Raw genomic sequence first — 17,822 nt, 5'->3', positions numbered from 1 at the left:
TACAACACAGTTAGAATTCACAGTCACTGTGGATTCAAATCACCAAAGCAACTTGAAGATGAGTATCAAACTCAAATTCAAAATTTAGTCGTGGCATAGGACAAAAAAGTCTCTATTTAAATTGTCTATTTTATTGACAGGGGACCAATCTACTTATAAGATATCATTAATACGTGCGATGTTATATCGATTGTTGACATTTATTTCTATTAACAAGTTTCACCGCGAAAATACCGCGCTTCTAGTTCACAAAAAAATAGACATCCCGCCCAAAGGGAATGTCTATTGAAATTATCTATTTTTAGCTACTAGCGTTGTCCGCTTAAAATGCTCTACAACGACAATATCTTCGCTCATCAAGTATTGCTTCAATATTTTTTGTAGTTGGTCGTTGATTTTCAAATGTCATTTGTAAGGCTTCTTTTCAAATTTTGAAACATCGTTATTTATTCAGACCTTAACGCCACTGCAGCATCTTTCTTAGCGGCCATTCGTGCCGGAACATGGCCACCCAACATAGTTAGTACGGTGGAAATAATAACCAACACGATTGCTTGCATTGGATTAAGCACCGCAACCCCTGATAATCCGGTAACGTTGGCTAAGACAGCGTTGATCGGGAATGTTAGCACCCAGGCAACAACGATCCCAAATACACCAGCGCCAAAACCAAGAATGAATGTTTCAGCATCAAAAACCCGGGTAATATCTTTCTTCCGCGCGCCTAAAGCTTTCAGTACACCAATTTCCTTTGTCCGTTCCAGAACGCTAGTGTAAGTGATGATTGCGATCATGATCATTGAAGTAACCAGCGAAATACCCGCAAATGCGACTAAAACGTAAGTGATGGCGTCCATTATGCCACCTGTCATTGTCGAAATAGTGCTGGCTAGGTCGGTGTAAACAACCTTATTTGCTTTGCTCTTACCTTTGTTATATTTATCCAAATAATCTAAAACGCGATCTTTTTGTTTGAATTTAGTCGGATAAATTTGAATATTAGTTGGTTCTGACGTACCGCCAAGCGTCGCTAAGGTGCTTTCACGAACGGCTTGGTCCATGCTCTGCCCAGTAATGACACTGTTAGCACTACTCTTTTGCGCCGCGACGATCGCCGAATCTTTATTAGCATCGAGTACTACTTTGGTTAAATCAGCACTGTAGGCAACACCACTAGCAAGAATGCCAGCTGAATCACTTGATTTCACCCGAATGATTCCCTTAACCGTCAATGTTTTAGTCGCTGCTTTGGTGGCCATTGTTGAATAATCAGTTTCTGGCACAAAATTGCCAGTTGGTAATTTTGTATAGTAATCATCGTTTGCAACCAGTTTAACCGTTGTGCCCACTAAATCTTTGTAGTTATATTTCTGGCCGTCTTTAACGTTAAAGCCAAGATTCTTCAAAGCATTAATATTTAGCGAATTATCCTTGTTGAGGACTAACACAACATCAGTCGCTTTAGTCGGATAACTACCAGCAACAACTTTATAGTAAGTCTTCAAAAATGACTGTTTCCCATTGCGATCAACGGGATAGACACTACCATTGATACCACTTGCGCTACCGCTCATCATCGCACTCGCTCCAGATGCAGCCTTATCGGGATCCGTATTCGCGAAGCTCACTGACTTATATTGACCATTGACTTGACGAACTAAATTCATCCCCGTACCGTAACTGATGGCAATATTTTTGGCATCCTTTTTCGGTATCTTATTCAGATAATCAAGGTACTGGCGCGTAATTTTATTAGTGTGTTGCGCCTTATCCTGATCACTCTTTTCAGCTGTGACCATGTTGCTTTTCGTCGTTTTAGTGTTGTTACCACTGTTCGCCAGCGCACTAGGATCCGTACTGACTTGTGAGATCGTGACTGGCATTGTTGACAGGGCATCACTTTGAGTCTGGTCAACCTGTTTTTGGAACCCATTGGATAGCGCTAAAACAACAGCAATACCGATAATACCAATACTTGACGCAAAAACGGTTAGAAAAGTACGACCTTTCTTAGTCCGAATGTTGGTATAAGAAAGTTTCATAGCCGTCCAGTAACTCATTTTTGTGTTATTTAAGGCAAAATCAGATTGTTTTTGTTCTGCTTCAAATGGATTGGAATCATCCTGAATTTTACCATCCGCAAAATTAATAATTCGATCCGCATATTGATGTGCTAAGTCAGGATTATGAGTGACCATGATCACCAGTCGATCCTTACTCAAATCACGAATCAGCTGCATAATTTCTTCGCTAGTTTCCGAATCCAAGGCCCCGGTTGGTTCATCCGCCAATAATATCTCTGGATCATTGGCAATTGCACGGGCGATTGCTACCCGTTGCATCTGACCACCGGAAAGTTGATTGGGTTGTTTATGGATCTGATCTTTTAAACCAACACGAACCAAAGCATCCGTTGCCATTTGCCGTTTTTTAGCAGCCGGCACACCACTTAGGGTCATCCCCATTTCCACATTTTCCATAATCGAAAGATGTGAAATTAGGTTGTAGGATTGAAAAATAAAACCGACTGAATTATTCCGGTAAGCATCCCAATCGGAATCTTTGAAATTTTTAGTTGATTTTCCTTTGATCAATAAATCGCCGGAGTCATATCGATCCAAGCCACCAATAATATTTAACATAGTTGTTTTCCCAGAGCCACTTGGTCCTAGAATAGCGACAAATTCTTGCTGACGAAAATCAACTGAAACGTCATCCTGTGCTTTCGTGACGTTATCGCCAACATGGTAGAATTTGTTGATATGGTTTAGTTTTAACACTATTAAGTCTCCTTTTTATTGAGGAAATTATATTTATCGTTTGACAAGTATTAACTATAATAACATAATTCACAACTGTCAACTATTAAGAATGTCTACTCATGCTCCAGCATTACTCTGGCGACGTTAAGTAAATCATTTAGCGTAAAATTCCCAGCCAACCTGTAAGCGCTGTTATATATGAACCTTTATGCTACACTCAGCGTAATTGAATATATCATTATCCACTAGGGCGCTGCATGCTGAGATAGACGATCCGTCTAGTCCCTTTGAACCTGACTTGGTCAATACCAACGTAGGAAAGTGACGACGCTAGTAATTTGCGTTCCCGTTTGCTGTGTTTAAGTGGATGGAATATCGAGCACGCTTTTTTATTTGGCGAATTCCATTAAATTAAGGAGGACGTCTTAATGACAAAACAACCAACCGTATTAGTCACCGGAGCCAGCCGCGGTTTAGGCGCAACCATCGCTAAAAAATTCGGCACATTAGGTTATGCCGTGATCGTCAATTATTTCAAAAGTGAAGTCAAAGGTTTAGCAGTCGTTGATGCCATTGGGAATCGCCATGCAATCGCGATTCAAGCTGACGTATGTGACAAACAACAAGTCACATCCATGATTCAAAAAAGCGACGCAACAATTTGACCCAATTGATGTTGTGATCAATAATGCATTGATCCATTTAAAATTCAATCTTTCTTCGTATGTTCGGTCTGCAGTGCCCGGTAAAGCATCAACAAAATTGTAACAATACTGATCAGCGCAGCGACCAAGAAAACCCGGTGAAAAGCTTGCATAAAGTTACCACCTAAAACAGGCGTAATCTGTCTAACGCCAGAAAGCTGTAAAAAAAGTAATGTGGAGGCTAAACTAACACCTAACGACATGCCCAACGTCCGCGCAAACGAACTAAATGAACCACCTACCCCGGCAAACTTAGGATTGATCACGCCCATTGTTAAGGCATTATTAGGCGAGATAAACATGCCCATTCCAATCCCATTTAACACAATTGGCCCTAATATGCGTAACCAGTTAAAACTTAGTGGGTAAACGACATAGCCAATTTGTGATACCAACAATAGTAGAAGGCCCACCAATATAATGGTAATACGATTCCAGCGATCAGCAAAATAGCCAACCAGTGGGGAAACGCCTAACATGACCAGCGCTTGGGCACCCATGATCAACCCACTTTTCAGCGCCCCCAAGCCTAAAAAGCTTTGTAAATAAAAAGGTAACAGCACATTTGAAAACACATTGACCATCATCGCTAAAAAAAGCGTTGTGACCGAAAGCATATAGGTTGGGTTATGCAGTAATTCAGGTGCAATCCACGGTTGTCGTGCGTGATCATCCTGAACAAACGCGTAAATCGTTAAGCCAACCCCAAATAACAGAATACCAGTTCCTACTAGTAAATAAGTTGCACCTTTTTGAAATAAATTAGAACTTAAAAAGAGAATAATTATGCCGAATGTAAAAAGAAACTGGCCTAACCAATTAACCTGACTAACGATCTGTAGCAAAGAATGTACTGATTTTTTAGGTCGCGGCAACACGATAAACCCTAACCATAAAATGACTAAACCGACAGGAATGTTGATTAAAAAGATGCCCCGCCATGAAGTAAGCCCCATGATCAAACCGCCAATTGCCGGACCAGAAATTGCCCCGACTGAAATAAACATGGAATTGATTGCTAAAGCCTCTGCCCGTTGTTTGTCTGGAAATGTCTCAGTAATAATTCCCATTGTATTCGCCATAATCATTGCCGAGCCAATTGCCTGAATTATGCGGCCAACAATTAAAATCACAAAGTTTGGTGCTAAGCCGTTAATTGCTGAACCAACAATAAAGAAAGCACCACCATAAATGAAGACCAAATTTTTGGAAATCAAATCACCTAAATGACCAAAAAACACCAACAACACAGCAGTTGTAATTAAACCAGTTTGTAAAACCCAAGTCGAAGCACTGTTAAAAATCCCAAGGGCAATACTAATTTTAGGTAAAGCTAGGTTAACACTTGAGCCGGATAAACTACTTAAAAATGAAAATAAACCAATGATTGAAATGACTTGCTTTTTATTCACCGTATTCATTTTATCACCTCATATTTTAGCTCATTTTTACTATTCGTATCATAGACCAGTATAGTATTTTTTAAAATTATTTTGTCTTTAGCGGCATTACTTTGTGCTGCTAATTGCTTTTGACAATTAGTATCTTTTTTCCCTACTATTTATTTAATTAAGCTTGGTATACCAATGATGAATCGAGCGTTTAAGTAATTATGGGTAAATGATCTAAACACTCTGAATGGAAGTTATGCGGAATAAGAGGGCTAACAGAATAATTTGTATACTACTTGAAATAGTTAACAACGTGACAACTAGTGTCATTTTCATCGTAGACTATCTAACGTTAGCTCCAAACTAACAGGTATATTGGGCATCAAAGGCGTACAAAAATAAAACTTTTTTCTTAGCTAAAAGTCACCCATAGCAAGATCACCAGTACTCACCTATCAGCTTGCTAAAACCTTAGCTTGTAGCGTTCAAGTAGCGCCCGAATGACAAAAAAAGTGTATAAAAATTAGGCACTCCTTATCACTAAGGAGTACCTAATTCATACTGTAAACGTGATTAAAAAGGCAGCTTCCTGCGCTTAGCCTAGCTTGCCAGACCATCTGCTGCGCAGCTGATCCGTCAAGCTAGGCTAATGCTCAGAACCTAGCCGCCTTTTTAATCACTCTAGCCTAATTTCTTCTTGCTAACAACGTTTAATTTGTCATCTAAGTCATAAACAACTGATTCGCCAGTTGCTATTTCAACGCCCATGATGTCTTCATCAGAGATATTTTCGATGTACTTAGTCAAGACACACAATGAGTTACCATGTGTGGCGATGATGACGTTTTTACCATCAAGTAACTTGGGCGCGATCTCATCTTCCCAAAATGGTGTTGATGCTTAATCGCTAAAACCATTGATAATATCCATTTTCATACTGCTTCCATAATCAGTAGTGACCAGGTAGTGTCTTGATGTTATTTTTAAGCTTTAGCGTTAAAAAATGAAATATTAAGTGCAACTAAACATCAAATCACTTCAATGTATTAGTTCAACACTTGCAGATCAGGCCGGTTTATCACTTAAATTAACCGCACTAAATTATCGCATGATTTTAAAATTAAAGTGCTCTATTGCTGACCATAATCATCGATATATCAGCATTTATTACCAATTTCTATCGCGTGAACTATCACTTAAAGATAAATTAAGAACGGCACTTTATGATTAATCTGTAATTATGCTGAATTTGCTACCGCTTCAACCTATAGAGTTGTCGTTCCCAATCTTGTGCGGCAAGTTGAACTGCATCCCAAGGTGAGCCAACTGGTGGTGAATACGATAGATCGAGATCACAAACCTCTGCCACTTTCATCTGATTAAAAATAGCTGTTGCGAACACATCGTTACGTTTAGCCACCTCACTGCCATAATGACCAATCAACTGTGCCCCTAATAGCTGGCCTGTATTCTGATCACCAGTTAATCTGATTTTGATTTTTTGTGCGCCCGGATAATATGCCTTATGATCATCAACATCAATCGTGGTAGTAAATGGCACAAATCCTGCCTGCTCGGCTTCTTTTGTCAGTAAGCCTGTTCTAGCTATGATAAGATCGAACGCCTTTAACACTTGCGTCCCAATGCTACCTTTAAAGGTACGCGTTACCCCAGCAACATTATAACCCGCTATGCGACCTTGTTTATGCGCAGTAGTGCCTAGAGGCAAATAAGTTGTTCCTAATAAACGATGCTTGGTTTCAACTAAGTCGCCCGCCGCCCAAATATCTGGTAACGATGTCTGCATATACTCGTTCACCTTAATAGCACCGGCAATTCCTGTTTCAGCACCTGCTTGTACTAGCAGTTTTGTATTAGGTTGTACCCCTACAACGACTAAAACAAGATCAAAGTGATAAGACTGCTTAGTCACATCTATAATTGTTGCCCCTACATCAGTTGCTTCCACTGCACTAACTGCCGTCTTGGTTAGAACATTCACACCGTGTTCAATTAACTTTTGTTGCAATAGTTGACCTAGATCAGCATCCACTGTACTTAAAACTTCGGCCCCACGTTGAAAAATAGTAACGTCCATGTGCCGATGACGTAAGGCTTCCGCCATTTCAATGCCAATATAGCCGGCACCGATAATCGCAACATGCTGAACTTTATCTGAATCTAAGTCGCGTTCCAACCCAAAATAATCAGCCATGGTATGCATAGCTCTTATTTTACCTGCAGGCTGTTGAGTCGTCGCTAAAGAAACGCCGGTAATACCGGAGAACTTTGGCTGCGCGCCAGTTGCCACAACTAATTTAGTATAATGAAAAGTCTTGTGTACACTATCATCGCGTGAATGAGCCTGCACTTCACGTTTAGTTGTATCAATTTGATCTGCAACCATATTCATTTGAAATTTGATACCCGTAGCCGTTAATTCAGTTAGATTGCGATGAGCTAAAGCATGCCAATCAGTGACTTCACGGCCTACTGCATACGGTAAGCCACAGATCGACAAATTAGGATATTCGTCGGCTAATAAAAGCGTCACTGCCAAATCTGGCTGTAATTCCTTAGCTTGTAGTGCAGCCGAAATACCAGCATCACTGCCACCAATAATTAATAAATGTCCTGCTTCATTGGTCATTTTTAAGTACTCCTTACTAAGGTTTTAAGTTGCTAGACTAATGGACTAGTGCCTGTTCTAAATCTTGCTGTAAATAATCTGAAAACTGCTGAAATGTTGGATAATTGTACTTCTTGACAATTTTGCCATCAATCATAGTAACCGGCAAAGTAGCGATACCTTCAATTTTTATTAATTGAGCAATCTGCTGTTCTTGGACAAATACATCAGGATTTTGTGCCAAATTATAACGTTCCATCTGATTTTTTCCTGCTGCATTAACATGCCGTTGAATCGCAGTGGTTTGAATCAGCTCCTTGCTTATGCTAGAACCACAAATGCCGCTAGCACAACATTGTGCTGCTTCAAAAACTTTAATTATTGTCATAGAGTCTCCTTAATATTATCTTAACCAAAAATCGTTAACGACAACCATAAACCACATAACGTAATGAATAACACGGGAATTGTAATTGTGATGCCAATTTTAAAATAAGCTCCCCACGTGATCTTAATCCCTTTTTGCGACAACACGTGCAACCAAACCAAAGTAGCTAAGGAACCAATTGGGGTGATCTTAGGACCGAGATCAGAACCGATCACGTTGGCATAAACTAGTGTTTGCTGCATTAAGCCAGATACATTTGCCCCTTTGATCGATAAGGCATTGATCATAACCGTCGGCATATTATTCATGGCTGAAGACAAGAATGCGGCTAAATACCCCATCCCCATAGTAGCTAAGAAACGACTACCCGTTGCCATTTTACTAATTACACCAGCTAACAAAGCGGTTAGGCCAACATTCTGTAGACCATAAACAACGACATACATCCCAATCGAGAAGAAAACAATATTCCATGGTGCGCCTTTAATAACCGCCTTGGTATTAACTGATTTGCTTTGCTGACCTACCAGTAAGAAAATCACGGCAATTGGCAATGCGATAAATGATACTGGAATATTTAAAAAGCTACTACTGAAATAACCAATCAGTAACGCCGCTAGCATCACCCAAGAAAATCTAAATAACCGCGGGTCCTTGATTGCAGTTTTAGGTTCAGGAACTTTTGTCGTATCATAATGAGTCGGTAAAGCCTTACGGAAATACAGATAAAGGATACTAATACTAGCTACTAACGAGAATAAGTCTGGTATCCACATCCGCAATGCATACTCTGAGAATGTAATCCCAAAAAAATCTGCCGAAACGATATTAACTAAGTTGCTGACGACTAATGGTAACGAGGTCGCATCCGCAATGAAGCCGCTGGCGATAATAAATGGAAAGACTTTTTTCTCATCAAAATGTAGTGCCCGCACCATTGCCAAAACGATTGGTGTCAGTATTAATGCCGCGCCATCGTTGGCAAATAATGCGGCAACGATTGCACCCAACACAGCGATCAAAATAAACATGCGCACACCATTACCTTTAGCTAAACGTGCCATATGTAGGGCAGCCCATTCAAAAAAGCCGATCTGATCTAAAATCAGGGAGATCAAAATAATTGCCACAAATGATAATGTGGCGTTCCACACAATTCCAGTTACTGTCCCAACATCCTTGAACGTCACCACACGAAATAAAAGTGCCAATACTGCCCCACCAATTGCCGTCCAACCAATTGATAATCCTTTTGGCTGCCAAATGACAAACAATAATGTCAGTAAAAAAATAACAACTGCAAAAAAGACCTGCATAATTCTCCTCCAATTACCAAAACATCAGGATAGTAATATCCTGATGGCTGATACTAACTATAAAATTTATATTAATTTAGGTTCTGGTTGCTTCTAATAATTAATTTAGCCATAACATCATTCATTAAATCGTTAACAGTACTTGTTCAAAATCAGGTTGCCATTGTTCCACTGCAAAATGATCATTGGAAATCGCTTTAACTTTTTCGATCCATTCAACTTCATTTTGTGCCCGTGCCTGTAAACATGGGTGAGCCGTATTGGTTGCCAACATACTTTGGTTAACCACCCACCAAGTGTGGGCAATTTTGGCTCTATCTAAATCATTATTAAGCCGCAGTGACTCATAAACTGGCGTGGTTTCTGGCAATGTGACCATCACAATTTCTGTTTGGTTAGGATCTTGTAGTCGTGGTAGTAAGTCGACGATTGACTGTGGCACTTCACCCGCTGTCCGCGCGACTTCTTTAGCATAGCTTTGTGTTGAATCCAATAGTAATAGCGTATGGCCAGTTGGTGCGGTATCAATGACAACGACATCACTATCATCTTGGGCAACAATATTAGCAAATGCTCGGAAAACGGCAATTTCCTGAGTACAAGGTGAGCGTAGATCTTCAGCCACATAATCAACATCAGCAGATTTCATGGTTTGTCGCGCAGTCGCAAGTACTTCATCCTGATAGTCCTTTAGTACTTGCTGTTCATCAATATGGCTAATGGTGATGGCTGGATCAGCCGTGTTAAAAAATTCTAAATGATCAGCTGGATCAGTGGTCGCTAAATGAACCGTTTTATGTTGCGCCACTAATTTTTTCGTGATCTGTACGGCAACAGTCGTCTTACCGACACCACCTTTGCCCATCGTAAAAATAATTTTTTTATTGGTCCGTAGTAAATCAGCGACCACAATATCAAGGTCAGGATAATTATTTTCAATAGCTGGATAAGTAGTCAGGCTAGGCTGTTGCGCTTGCAACACTAATTTTAATTTGTTCAGACCCGTTATGTTATAAGCGCGCAATGGCACTTCAAACTGAATTAACTTTTGCAAACTGGCTGGCATTTGTTGAAGATCACTTTGTTGCTGCTCAAAAATAGCCTGTGACGCAGTATCGGATGGCTCTTGTAGCGTCCCATTAATGATCAACTGTTGATTATGCATCCCAATATCAGCTAATTCTTGTGCTGCCCGCGCCGCTTCAAGTAACGACGCTTTCTGTGGCCGAGTGACTAACATTAACGTGGTCAACGCACCATCACTCAATGTTGCCACCGCTTTTTCATACATCGCTTTTTTATCGCCCATACCGGCCAACTGACCCAAGCATGAAGCACCACGATCATTTTCTGATAAGTAATTATTCCAAGCTGATGGTAATTGCAGCATTCGTAGTGCATGGCCAGTCGGCGCAGTATCAAAAATAATATAATCGAAACGTTGGTCAACGTCTGGATCAGTTAAGAAGTTAGCAAATTCATTAAACGATGCAATCTCGACTGTACAGGAACCAGATAATTGCTCTTCCATATTTCTGATTGCCGCTTCCGGTAGCACACCACGGTATGGACCAACAACACTCTCCCGATACTCCCCTGCTGCGGTCACCGGATCAAAGTTAGCAGCAAACAATCCAGGCACACCAGTAATTGCTTTTGGCTTATTGGTTAGTTCAGTCTTAAAAACATCTTGTAAGTTACTTGCTGGATCCGTGGAAACCAACATCACTTGTTTACCGGCATCAGCTAAATTAATTGCTGTTGCACTAGCCGTAGTCGTTTTTCCCACGCCCCCTTTGCCTGTAAAAAATAGATAATGGGTTAAGTTAGCTTTTTCCGGTTGATAATTCCGCATCGTCATTCTCCTTATATCGATATTCATCTATATATGACCTAAAAGAAACGGCTGTGCCATTTCTTACTTTATAAGACCTAGCAACAGCCGCTATCGCCACCACAGCAACCACCTGATTGATTAGCTGGAACAAAAACTAAGCCGGTATATTTCGATAATTCATCAATTGTTGGGTACGCGCCGGTTTTAACGATTTGCCCATCAACAACCGTAATTGGCAAGGTTGCATCCACATCATCCTTGATTGCCGCTAAAATATCAGCGCGCTGACTGAAAACATCTGGATCATTACTTAGGTTATAACGATCAGCTTCAACACTATCCACACCTTGCAAAGCATCAAATGCCGCTGTGATCGTCAATAGATCTTCATTAACAGAAGGTCCACAAACCCCAGTCGAGCAACACATAGCTGGTTCAAATAATTCAACTTTCTTCATTAGAGACAACAACCTTTCCTGAATGACCTGCTTGACAGTCCGCGCAATTATCACTGTGACAAATACATGACTCATCAGCAGCTAATAATTGATCAGTACCCTGTTTAAATTGATCGATAAACTCAGTTCGCAACGTATAATGTTGCCATTTGCCCTCTTTACGTGCAATGACGATACCTGCATTTTGCAGCACTTTCATGTGATGGGATAATGTCGGCTGTGAAAAATCAAAATGCGTTAAAATATCACAGGCGCAAAGTGAACCACATGAGAGTAAATCAATTATTTTAAGCCGATTAGGGTCAGCCATGGCTTTCAGCATCTGTACATAATTCTGATAATCCATTGATAAGCCCCTTTCGTGAATATAGATACATATCTATATATAATATAGACTGTTATCTATGTAACCGTCAAGCATCGATTGAAAATTAACTATTATTATCTTGTAAAAGAGTGTTGACCCATCACACTCATTCAAGAACTCATTCTACAGCAATAGTTTGACTACATGGTTTCAATGGAGGTGCCATAGCGCATACCTCGTTTAGCGCCAAATCATGCTTGGTTCTTTAAATCCAAAACTAGCTTTATCCAGTATTTGAGACTCGCTTCACCTTAGAAATTACACTTAAGTGTCGGTATTATAGCTTAATCTAGTATCATTATAGATTATCAATATTTCATAATATAAAACAGCATTCATTGATCGTACAATCACATTTTACTGTCTAAAAAAGTATTTCTGTCATTTTATAGAAAATATAACTAATTAAATAACAAGAAATGTATAAGCGATTATCCATCATTTGTTTTTATAACAGCATTAGTAGACGATTAGAAAAAATAAAAATAACAAAATAATAACCGTGTGCGTTTACATAAGGCTCCTCATTCAGTATAATCAATTTAAAGAAAATTTTATTCCAATAGTGAAGAATCAACAATGCTGATTTACAACAACGTTACAGTTTGCTACAGCGCTTTAACCTAACTGCCCCTCAGTCATTACTTGATTGCTTAAATTATTGAATAAATTAAATTATAAATGGGTTGTGATCGTGTATGGAACAAAAAAAGCAACTGATCAAGCGCCGGTATATTACGGGTATCGACGGTCTGCGGTCAATCGCTGTTATTGGGGTCATTTTATACCATCTCGTTCCTTATAAAGTAGCGGGTGGATTTTTAGGGGTCATCATTTTTCTAGTACTGACCGGTTATTTGCTCACTGATCTATTAGTCCAAGAATGGCAGCGCAATGGCCATGTTGCCTTATGGTCATTTTATCGTCGCCGGCTGAAACGTCTGTATCCAGCACTGCTAACCATGCTCTTTTCCACTGCCACTTACATCACTTTATTTCAACATCAGCTATTAGCGCAATTACGCGGTATTCTGTTGAGTAATCTACTATACGTTTATAATTGGTGGCAAATTCTACATGGCCAATCATATTTCGACCGTTTCGCTAATAACGAGTCACCCTTTACTCACTTATGGACACTATCGATCGAAGGTCAATTATATCTATTCTGGCCGTTGATCATGATCGGCTTACTCACATTATTTAAAAAGCGCCAGCATATCGCCATTATTTTCTTGGCTTTAGCCGTGATATCAGCATTGTTAATGTCGTTTCTTTATCATCCAGGGACTGATCCAAGTCGCGTGTATTACGGCACCGATACCCGCCTGTTCTCAGTTTTATTCGGCGCAGCACTAGCAATCATTTGGCCAAGCGCCGCTCTTAAAACTAAAATTAACCGACCTCAGGTTTGGTTATTAGATGGTATTGGTCTGCTGATGATCGTCATGACGCTCGTTATGTACCTGAAGATCGATGCACAAAGCGCATTTGTTTACCGTGGTGGGATGTTATTATTCACCCTCGGCATTACTTTACTCACTGCGGTCACGGTTCATCCAGGTGCTCACGTTAACCGCTGGCTGACAAATCCATTCTTTACTTGGCTGGGCAAACGTAGTTATGGTATTTATCTCTATCAATTCCCGGTGATGATTTTTTATGAAAATCAAGTCAAAAACATCGCCCACTTGCCCTGGTTACACAATTTAATTCAGCTCGCTTTAATTTTGTTGATCAGTGAGATCACTTATCGCTTGGTTGAAAAACCGCGGAATAAGGCTCTGGGACGACATTATTCGCCTTCACGTTGGCGTCATTTCTGGGTTATTCCCGCAGTAACAGTTCTAGGTATTGGCCTATTCGGTGCAATAAAAGCACCGGCGCGCGCAATCACGACACCAACACCGCTAGCCAAAAAAATCACCCAAAACGCTAAAGCGAACACAGCCCGCAACGCTAAATTAATCGCTGCTGCTAAAAAACGTAAAACACAAGCTGGATCGTCAAGTTCGAGCAGCGCAGTCAACAACACCAAGACGCCGCCACGAGCTGTCGGTGATTTAACGCCTGCACAAACTGAAAAAGCGCAGCAATTACCGCTGGTAGGAATTGGCGATTCAGTCATGCTTGATGGACTGGATAGCCTCCAAAAGGTTTTTCCGCAGATGATCATTGACGCAACTGTCGGCCGCCAAGCAAATAGTAGCGAAGCCATCCTTAATAGTTATGCTAGTCAAGGGGTACTGGCTAATAACGTTTTGATCGGTTTAGGTACGAATGGCGCGTTCACTGATACTCAGTTAGACGCCATTATGCAAACACTGGGCAAACAGCGCACTGTTTTTTGGATCAACGTCCGCGTTCCCACTCGTAGTTGGCAAAATACAGTCAATGATTCACTACAGCGAGCCGCTAAACGCTGGCCTAATTTAACCATTATTGATTGGTATCATTATAGTAACAACCATCCAGATTGGTTCTATGACGATCAGGTCCACCCTAACGAAACTGGTAAACAATACTACGCCGACTTTATTGCCAAGCAAGTTTTAAAATAGTAAAAGTAATCCTGATAGCAAAAGGAGACTACGGCACACTGATGTCATAGTCTCCTTTTGTGTTGGCGCGCATTATTATCTGTATCGGCGCAATACTGATGTTTCAACGTCAAGTAACTTAACGCAGCTCCAGCTAGTCATGAGTTATTGGTTTAATGAGCCAGCAAAAGTATTGCTAGCTATTCTTTTAGTTCGTGAATATACGCAATTAACGAACCGGCTGTGCTTTAGCCTGTGTCACTAACTGTTGTAATTTTTGCGCTGCGTTTTGTTTTAATTGTGCTTCAACTTATTATTCAGTTTTTCACTGCTGCATTTAAAAGATGCTCCTGATAAAGCAGAGTCTACCTTATACCGTTCCACGCTTTTTAGCTTCATTGTGCAAGAAATTGGTGGCTGCTTTAGTTTAAATACTTCCAAACTAGATCAACGCTTTGAACAAAAAAGTGTACAAAAACAGGCATTTCCCTTCATTGAGGAATGCCTGTTTCATGCAGTAAACATACTTAATCGAAGTCCGTAATGAGTTATCATGTACGGCGATGCTGGGTCAAGAAATTAGTCATCAACAACTGTAAAACGTTGTTGCTTATGTTGCGGTGTTTCCAGTTCGTCAACTAACGCACCAGCAAAATTACCAAATGAAACCGCTTGTTTACCCGCTTTGTTTTCCATCACTTCATCGGTGCCCAAACGGTATTGCGTTTTTTCACCGGGTTCAAAGTTAACCTGTGGTGAGATGGCACTCCAGTTGACATTGTCTACCCACTGCAAGAACTCTAATTCATGAACCTGTTGAATTGGTGTCGCCACCCATGGTTCGTTCGCGAACATTTTCAAAACATCATCAAGCATTCTGGTCCCATCTGGCTTCTTAAGGGAACTTGAACCAACAATGAACATTAATCGAGTTTGCTTGTTATTACGAAAAAGACTGATTAATTTTGTTGCCAAATCTAAATGTTGATAGGCCTTTGACGATGCAAAAGCATCAACGACCACATCGAATTGGTTTAAATCCGTAGCATCAAATGCCAACGCGTCTTTCTCAAGAATAGCCGCATCCGCACCAAACATTTCCTTTGCTTTGTCTGCGTTACGAACTAGAGCTGTAACCTTATGACCACGTGCTTCTGCTTCATTTAAAATAGCACTACCAACACGGCCGGTAGCACCAATGATGCCAATTTTCATCATTTATTCGCTTCTTTCATTACTCAATTAATATCAGCTAAATCTGTCACTTAATAATAACAGTTAGGCTTGCCATTTTCGAATAATTAGAACCTTATTTTTCTTTAAAATTGACCCGCCTAATCAACCAACTTAAACGTAAAAGCACCAACTCGTTTGATAGCAGCAAACATTGTTTTCGGCACGGTGATTGAATCAATTTTACTTGCGGCCAGTGTCAGCGATAACTGCTCGTGGTTAAACAAATCGGGGTTAGCAACTAAAGCCTGCCCAACAGCCACTAAATCTAAGCCATCAGCTAATGCCGTTTCCATTTTTTCAAAAGAAGCCAATGCCCCGGCAGCGATTAAAGGTACCCGCTGCGCAACCTGCTTAGAAATTAGCTGAATAAAGGGTTCGTCATTGCCACTGTTATGTGAGTGCGAAGTTACTGCATCACCCAACGATAAATGCAGATAACTAACTTGTTTTTCAATTAAATGTTCAATTAAGCTTTGCGTATCAACGAGCCGTAAACCGTCCGCTTCAGGTTCTTCCAACGTAATTCGATAACCAATGATGAACGAATCATCGGCGTACTCCGCCGCAACCTGCTTAACTTCATCCACAACCGCCATGGCAAAGCGTAGTCTATTTTCTAAACTGCCACCCCAACGATCAGTCCGCTGATTGTAGTGTGGTGAAAGAAAATTCTGTACTAAAAAGCCGTGCGCACCATGAATTTCAATACCATCAAAGCCAGCTTGAATGGCGCGTTTAGTTGCCGCGCCAAACGACTTAATGACCTGCAAAATCTCGTATTCAGTTAATGCACGCGGCGTCTGTGCCGGCGCAAACGCCGTTTCTGGAGCAGGAACTGGACTGGCACTAACCACATCTTTATCAGAAATAAACTGTGGTAAAGCTTTATCACCGGCATGATTCAATTGAATAATAGCTTTTGCACCGCCGGCCTTAATGGCTGTCGCTAATTTCGTTAATCCAGGAATAAAACGGTCAGCATAGACCCCTAATTCATTTGCAAAACCAACACCATTTTCTTGCACATGACTTGAACCTGTGATCACCATTCCCGCACTGTTAGCACGCGCTCCGTAGTAGCTAACTTCTGCATTCGAAACTGTCTGATCTTCATTGCTAGACCAGGTTGTCATTGGCGCCATCACGATTTTATTTTTGAGTACGACACCATTATTTAAAGTAAAAGTTTGTTGTAATTTAGGATAGTTTTTCATTTTTTATACCTGCCTTCTTTTCAATATAGACAAGAATAAACCTTCAAGTCGACTGGAAGGCAAGTGCTTTTGCTTAATTTTTAAAAATTCGCTCCATTTGCTTAGCGTGCTGCTCGTAGGTCGCAATTTTATTGCTTAAAAAAGCCTGGGTATTCTGGATCGTTTTTATTTTCTGATCTAATAGCTTTTGCTGTTCGATTAAAATTTGCTTACGCTGATCCGAAGTTTGTTCACCTTGTTGGGCCAATGCAGCGTATTCCTTTAAAACATCAATTGAGATATCAGTTTCGCGCATACATTTAGCAAAATTAACCCATTCTAAATCAATTTCATCATAGTCGCGATAACCGCTGGAATTACGATTGACTGGCGGTATCAAGCCAACATCCTCGTAATAACGTAAGGTCGTGGCCGACAGATCAAATTTTTGACTAACCGTTTTAATATTCAAACTTATTGCCTCCCGAGTTTAATAATTCAGTAAATCCTTTAGTAACAGTATTTCAACTTATTGAGCGCATTGCGGCTATGAAGCACCTAATTCAGATGTCACAATTTAACTCTTTTTGTATCTACCTTTATAATGCCACTCTCAGTATACTTGATAACATGCCAAATTTACTGAAGGAATGATTATTGATGACCTTAATTAGTGATTTGGCTTGGCCCAGCGTTTACACCGTCCAATAGCCGCAAAAGGCGCACAAAAACAGGCATTCTCTCATCACTGCGAAATGCCTGTTTTGTACAGTAAACATAATTGGTTGGCGCATTGATCAAAAGTCAGCTAATTGGTCAGAAACATTTTACGATAACGTTTATAAGCAAAAACGCGCGTTTTATAATTAAGTTAGCCACCCAGCCAAAATGGTAAAAAAAAGACACCAAGACGAAAAATTCAGGTATCATTGAAGTTCCTACAACAAACAATGAAAGAAGTTTTCGTCTTGATGCAAGAACAGTCTATCACACCACGCCCA

General features: G+C 40.4%; 13 protein-coding genes, 1 pseudogene and 1 riboswitch. Of the genes and pseudogenes, 2 read left to right on the top strand and 12 right to left on the bottom strand.

Annotated features, from left to right (window positions below; all coding sequences use genetic code 11):
- Positions 1–446: 446 nt before the first annotated feature.
- A complete protein-coding gene (locus EKM76_RS09745; RefSeq protein WP_125550482.1) occupies positions 447–2,780 on the bottom strand; it encodes an ABC transporter ATP-binding protein/permease in 2,334 nt (777 codons plus the stop codon).
- Positions 2,781–2,999: 219 nt separating this feature from the next.
- Positions 3,000–3,099: riboswitch (TPP riboswitch) on the top strand.
- 91 nt (positions 3,100–3,190) lie between these two features.
- Between EKM76_RS09745 and EKM76_RS09740 the strand changes: the two genes are divergently transcribed.
- Positions 3,191–3,427, top strand: coding sequence for an SDR family NAD(P)-dependent oxidoreductase (locus EKM76_RS09740; RefSeq protein WP_125550481.1), 237 nt, complete (start codon positions 3,191–3,193; stop codon positions 3,425–3,427).
- A 44-nt stretch (positions 3,428–3,471) separates the two neighbouring features.
- Here EKM76_RS09740 and EKM76_RS09735 read toward each other — a convergent pair whose 3' ends face one another.
- The 8 genes and pseudogenes from EKM76_RS09735 to EKM76_RS09700 all read right to left on the bottom strand — a co-directional run bounded on the left by EKM76_RS09735 (position 3,472) and on the right by EKM76_RS09700 (position 11,831).
- On the bottom strand, positions 3,472–4,887 hold the full coding sequence (locus tag EKM76_RS09735; protein WP_125550480.1) for an MFS transporter: 1,416 nt from the start codon (positions 4,885–4,887) through the stop codon (positions 3,472–3,474).
- Positions 4,888–5,538: 651 nt separating this feature from the next.
- Positions 5,539–5,748, bottom strand: a pseudogene (locus EKM76_RS09730) (2,3-bisphosphoglycerate-dependent phosphoglycerate mutase); the annotation flags it as partial.
- A gap of 361 nt (positions 5,749–6,109) precedes the next feature.
- On the bottom strand, positions 6,110–7,507 hold the full coding sequence (locus tag EKM76_RS09725) for an FAD-dependent oxidoreductase (protein ID WP_125550478.1): 1,398 nt from the start codon (positions 7,505–7,507) through the stop codon (positions 6,110–6,112).
- A 37-nt stretch (positions 7,508–7,544) separates the two neighbouring features.
- Positions 7,545–7,874 (bottom strand): arsenite efflux transporter metallochaperone ArsD, encoded by a 330-nt coding sequence (arsD, locus tag EKM76_RS09720; protein ID WP_125550477.1) that lies wholly within the window; start codon positions 7,872–7,874, stop codon positions 7,545–7,547.
- Positions 7,875–7,894: 20 nt separating this feature from the next.
- Positions 7,895–9,190 carry an arsenic transporter gene (locus EKM76_RS09715; protein WP_125550476.1) on the bottom strand — a complete coding sequence of 432 codons (1,296 nt, stop codon included), beginning with the start codon at positions 9,188–9,190 and terminating at the stop codon, positions 7,895–7,897.
- 124 nt (positions 9,191–9,314) lie between these two features.
- Complete coding sequence (gene arsA, locus EKM76_RS09710) at positions 9,315–11,045, bottom strand: arsenical pump-driving ATPase (RefSeq protein WP_125550475.1); 1,731 nt, start codon at positions 11,043–11,045, stop codon at positions 9,315–9,317.
- A 77-nt stretch (positions 11,046–11,122) separates the two neighbouring features.
- Positions 11,123–11,485, bottom strand: a complete 363-nt coding sequence (arsD, locus tag EKM76_RS09705; RefSeq protein ID WP_125550474.1) for an arsenite efflux transporter metallochaperone ArsD — start codon at positions 11,483–11,485, stop codon at positions 11,123–11,125.
- Entirely contained in the window at positions 11,472–11,831 is a 360-nt protein-coding gene (locus EKM76_RS09700) for an ArsR/SmtB family transcription factor (protein WP_125550473.1), read from the bottom strand. The genes arsD (EKM76_RS09705) and EKM76_RS09700 overlap by 14 nt, the downstream gene beginning before the upstream one ends.
- 719 nt (positions 11,832–12,550) lie before the next feature.
- Between EKM76_RS09700 and EKM76_RS09695 the strand changes: the two genes are divergently transcribed.
- Positions 12,551–14,413 carry an acyltransferase family protein gene (locus EKM76_RS09695; protein WP_125550472.1) on the top strand — a complete coding sequence of 621 codons (1,863 nt, stop codon included), beginning with the start codon at positions 12,551–12,553 and terminating at the stop codon, positions 14,411–14,413.
- A gap of 558 nt (positions 14,414–14,971) precedes the next feature.
- Here EKM76_RS09695 and EKM76_RS09690 read toward each other — a convergent pair.
- The 3 genes from EKM76_RS09690 to EKM76_RS09680 form a co-directional block, all read right to left on the bottom strand.
- Complete coding sequence (locus EKM76_RS09690) at positions 14,972–15,610, bottom strand: NAD(P)H-binding protein (protein ID WP_318531406.1); 639 nt, start codon at positions 15,608–15,610, stop codon at positions 14,972–14,974.
- Positions 15,611–15,726: 116 nt separating this feature from the next.
- On the bottom strand, positions 15,727–16,842 hold the full coding sequence (locus tag EKM76_RS09685) for an NADH-dependent flavin oxidoreductase (RefSeq protein ID WP_125550471.1): 1,116 nt from the start codon (positions 16,840–16,842) through the stop codon (positions 15,727–15,729).
- A gap of 73 nt (positions 16,843–16,915) precedes the next feature.
- Positions 16,916–17,293 (bottom strand): MerR family transcriptional regulator, encoded by a 378-nt coding sequence (locus EKM76_RS09680; protein ID WP_125550470.1) that lies wholly within the window; start codon positions 17,291–17,293, stop codon positions 16,916–16,918.
- Positions 17,294–17,822: the final 529 nt, after the last annotated feature.

The organism is Loigolactobacillus zhaoyuanensis (genome assembly GCF_003946385.1).
GTDB classification, from domain to species: domain Bacteria; phylum Bacillota; class Bacilli; order Lactobacillales; family Lactobacillaceae; genus Loigolactobacillus; species Loigolactobacillus zhaoyuanensis.
This window is presented reverse-complemented; position numbering and strand designations above follow the sequence as displayed.

Coding starts and splice junctions, on each gene's coding strand:
- EKM76_RS09740 (WP_125550481.1), top strand. CDS start 3,191: ATGACAAAACAACCAACCGTATTAGTCACCGGAGCCAGCCGCGGTTTA.
- EKM76_RS09735 (WP_125550480.1), bottom strand. CDS start 4,887: ATGAATACGGTGAATAAAAAGCAAGTCATTTCAATCATTGGTTTATTT.
- EKM76_RS09725 (WP_125550478.1), bottom strand. CDS start 7,507: ATGACCAATGAAGCAGGACATTTATTAATTATTGGTGGCAGTGATGCT.
- arsD (WP_125550477.1), bottom strand. CDS start 7,874: ATGACAATAATTAAAGTTTTTGAAGCAGCACAATGTTGTGCTAGCGGC.
- EKM76_RS09715 (WP_125550476.1), bottom strand. CDS start 9,190: ATGCAGGTCTTTTTTGCAGTTGTTATTTTTTTACTGACATTATTGTTT.
- arsA (WP_125550475.1), bottom strand. CDS start 11,045: ATGCGGAATTATCAACCGGAAAAAGCTAACTTAACCCATTATCTATTT.
- arsD (WP_125550474.1), bottom strand. CDS start 11,485: ATGAAGAAAGTTGAATTATTTGAACCAGCTATGTGTTGCTCGACTGGG.
- EKM76_RS09700 (WP_125550473.1), bottom strand. CDS start 11,831: ATGGATTATCAGAATTATGTACAGATGCTGAAAGCCATGGCTGACCCT.
- EKM76_RS09695 (WP_125550472.1), top strand. CDS start 12,551: ATGGAACAAAAAAAGCAACTGATCAAGCGCCGGTATATTACGGGTATC.
- EKM76_RS09690 (WP_318531406.1), bottom strand. CDS start 15,610: ATGATGAAAATTGGCATCATTGGTGCTACCGGCCGTGTTGGTAGTGCT.
- EKM76_RS09685 (WP_125550471.1), bottom strand. CDS start 16,842: ATGAAAAACTATCCTAAATTACAACAAACTTTTACTTTAAATAATGGT.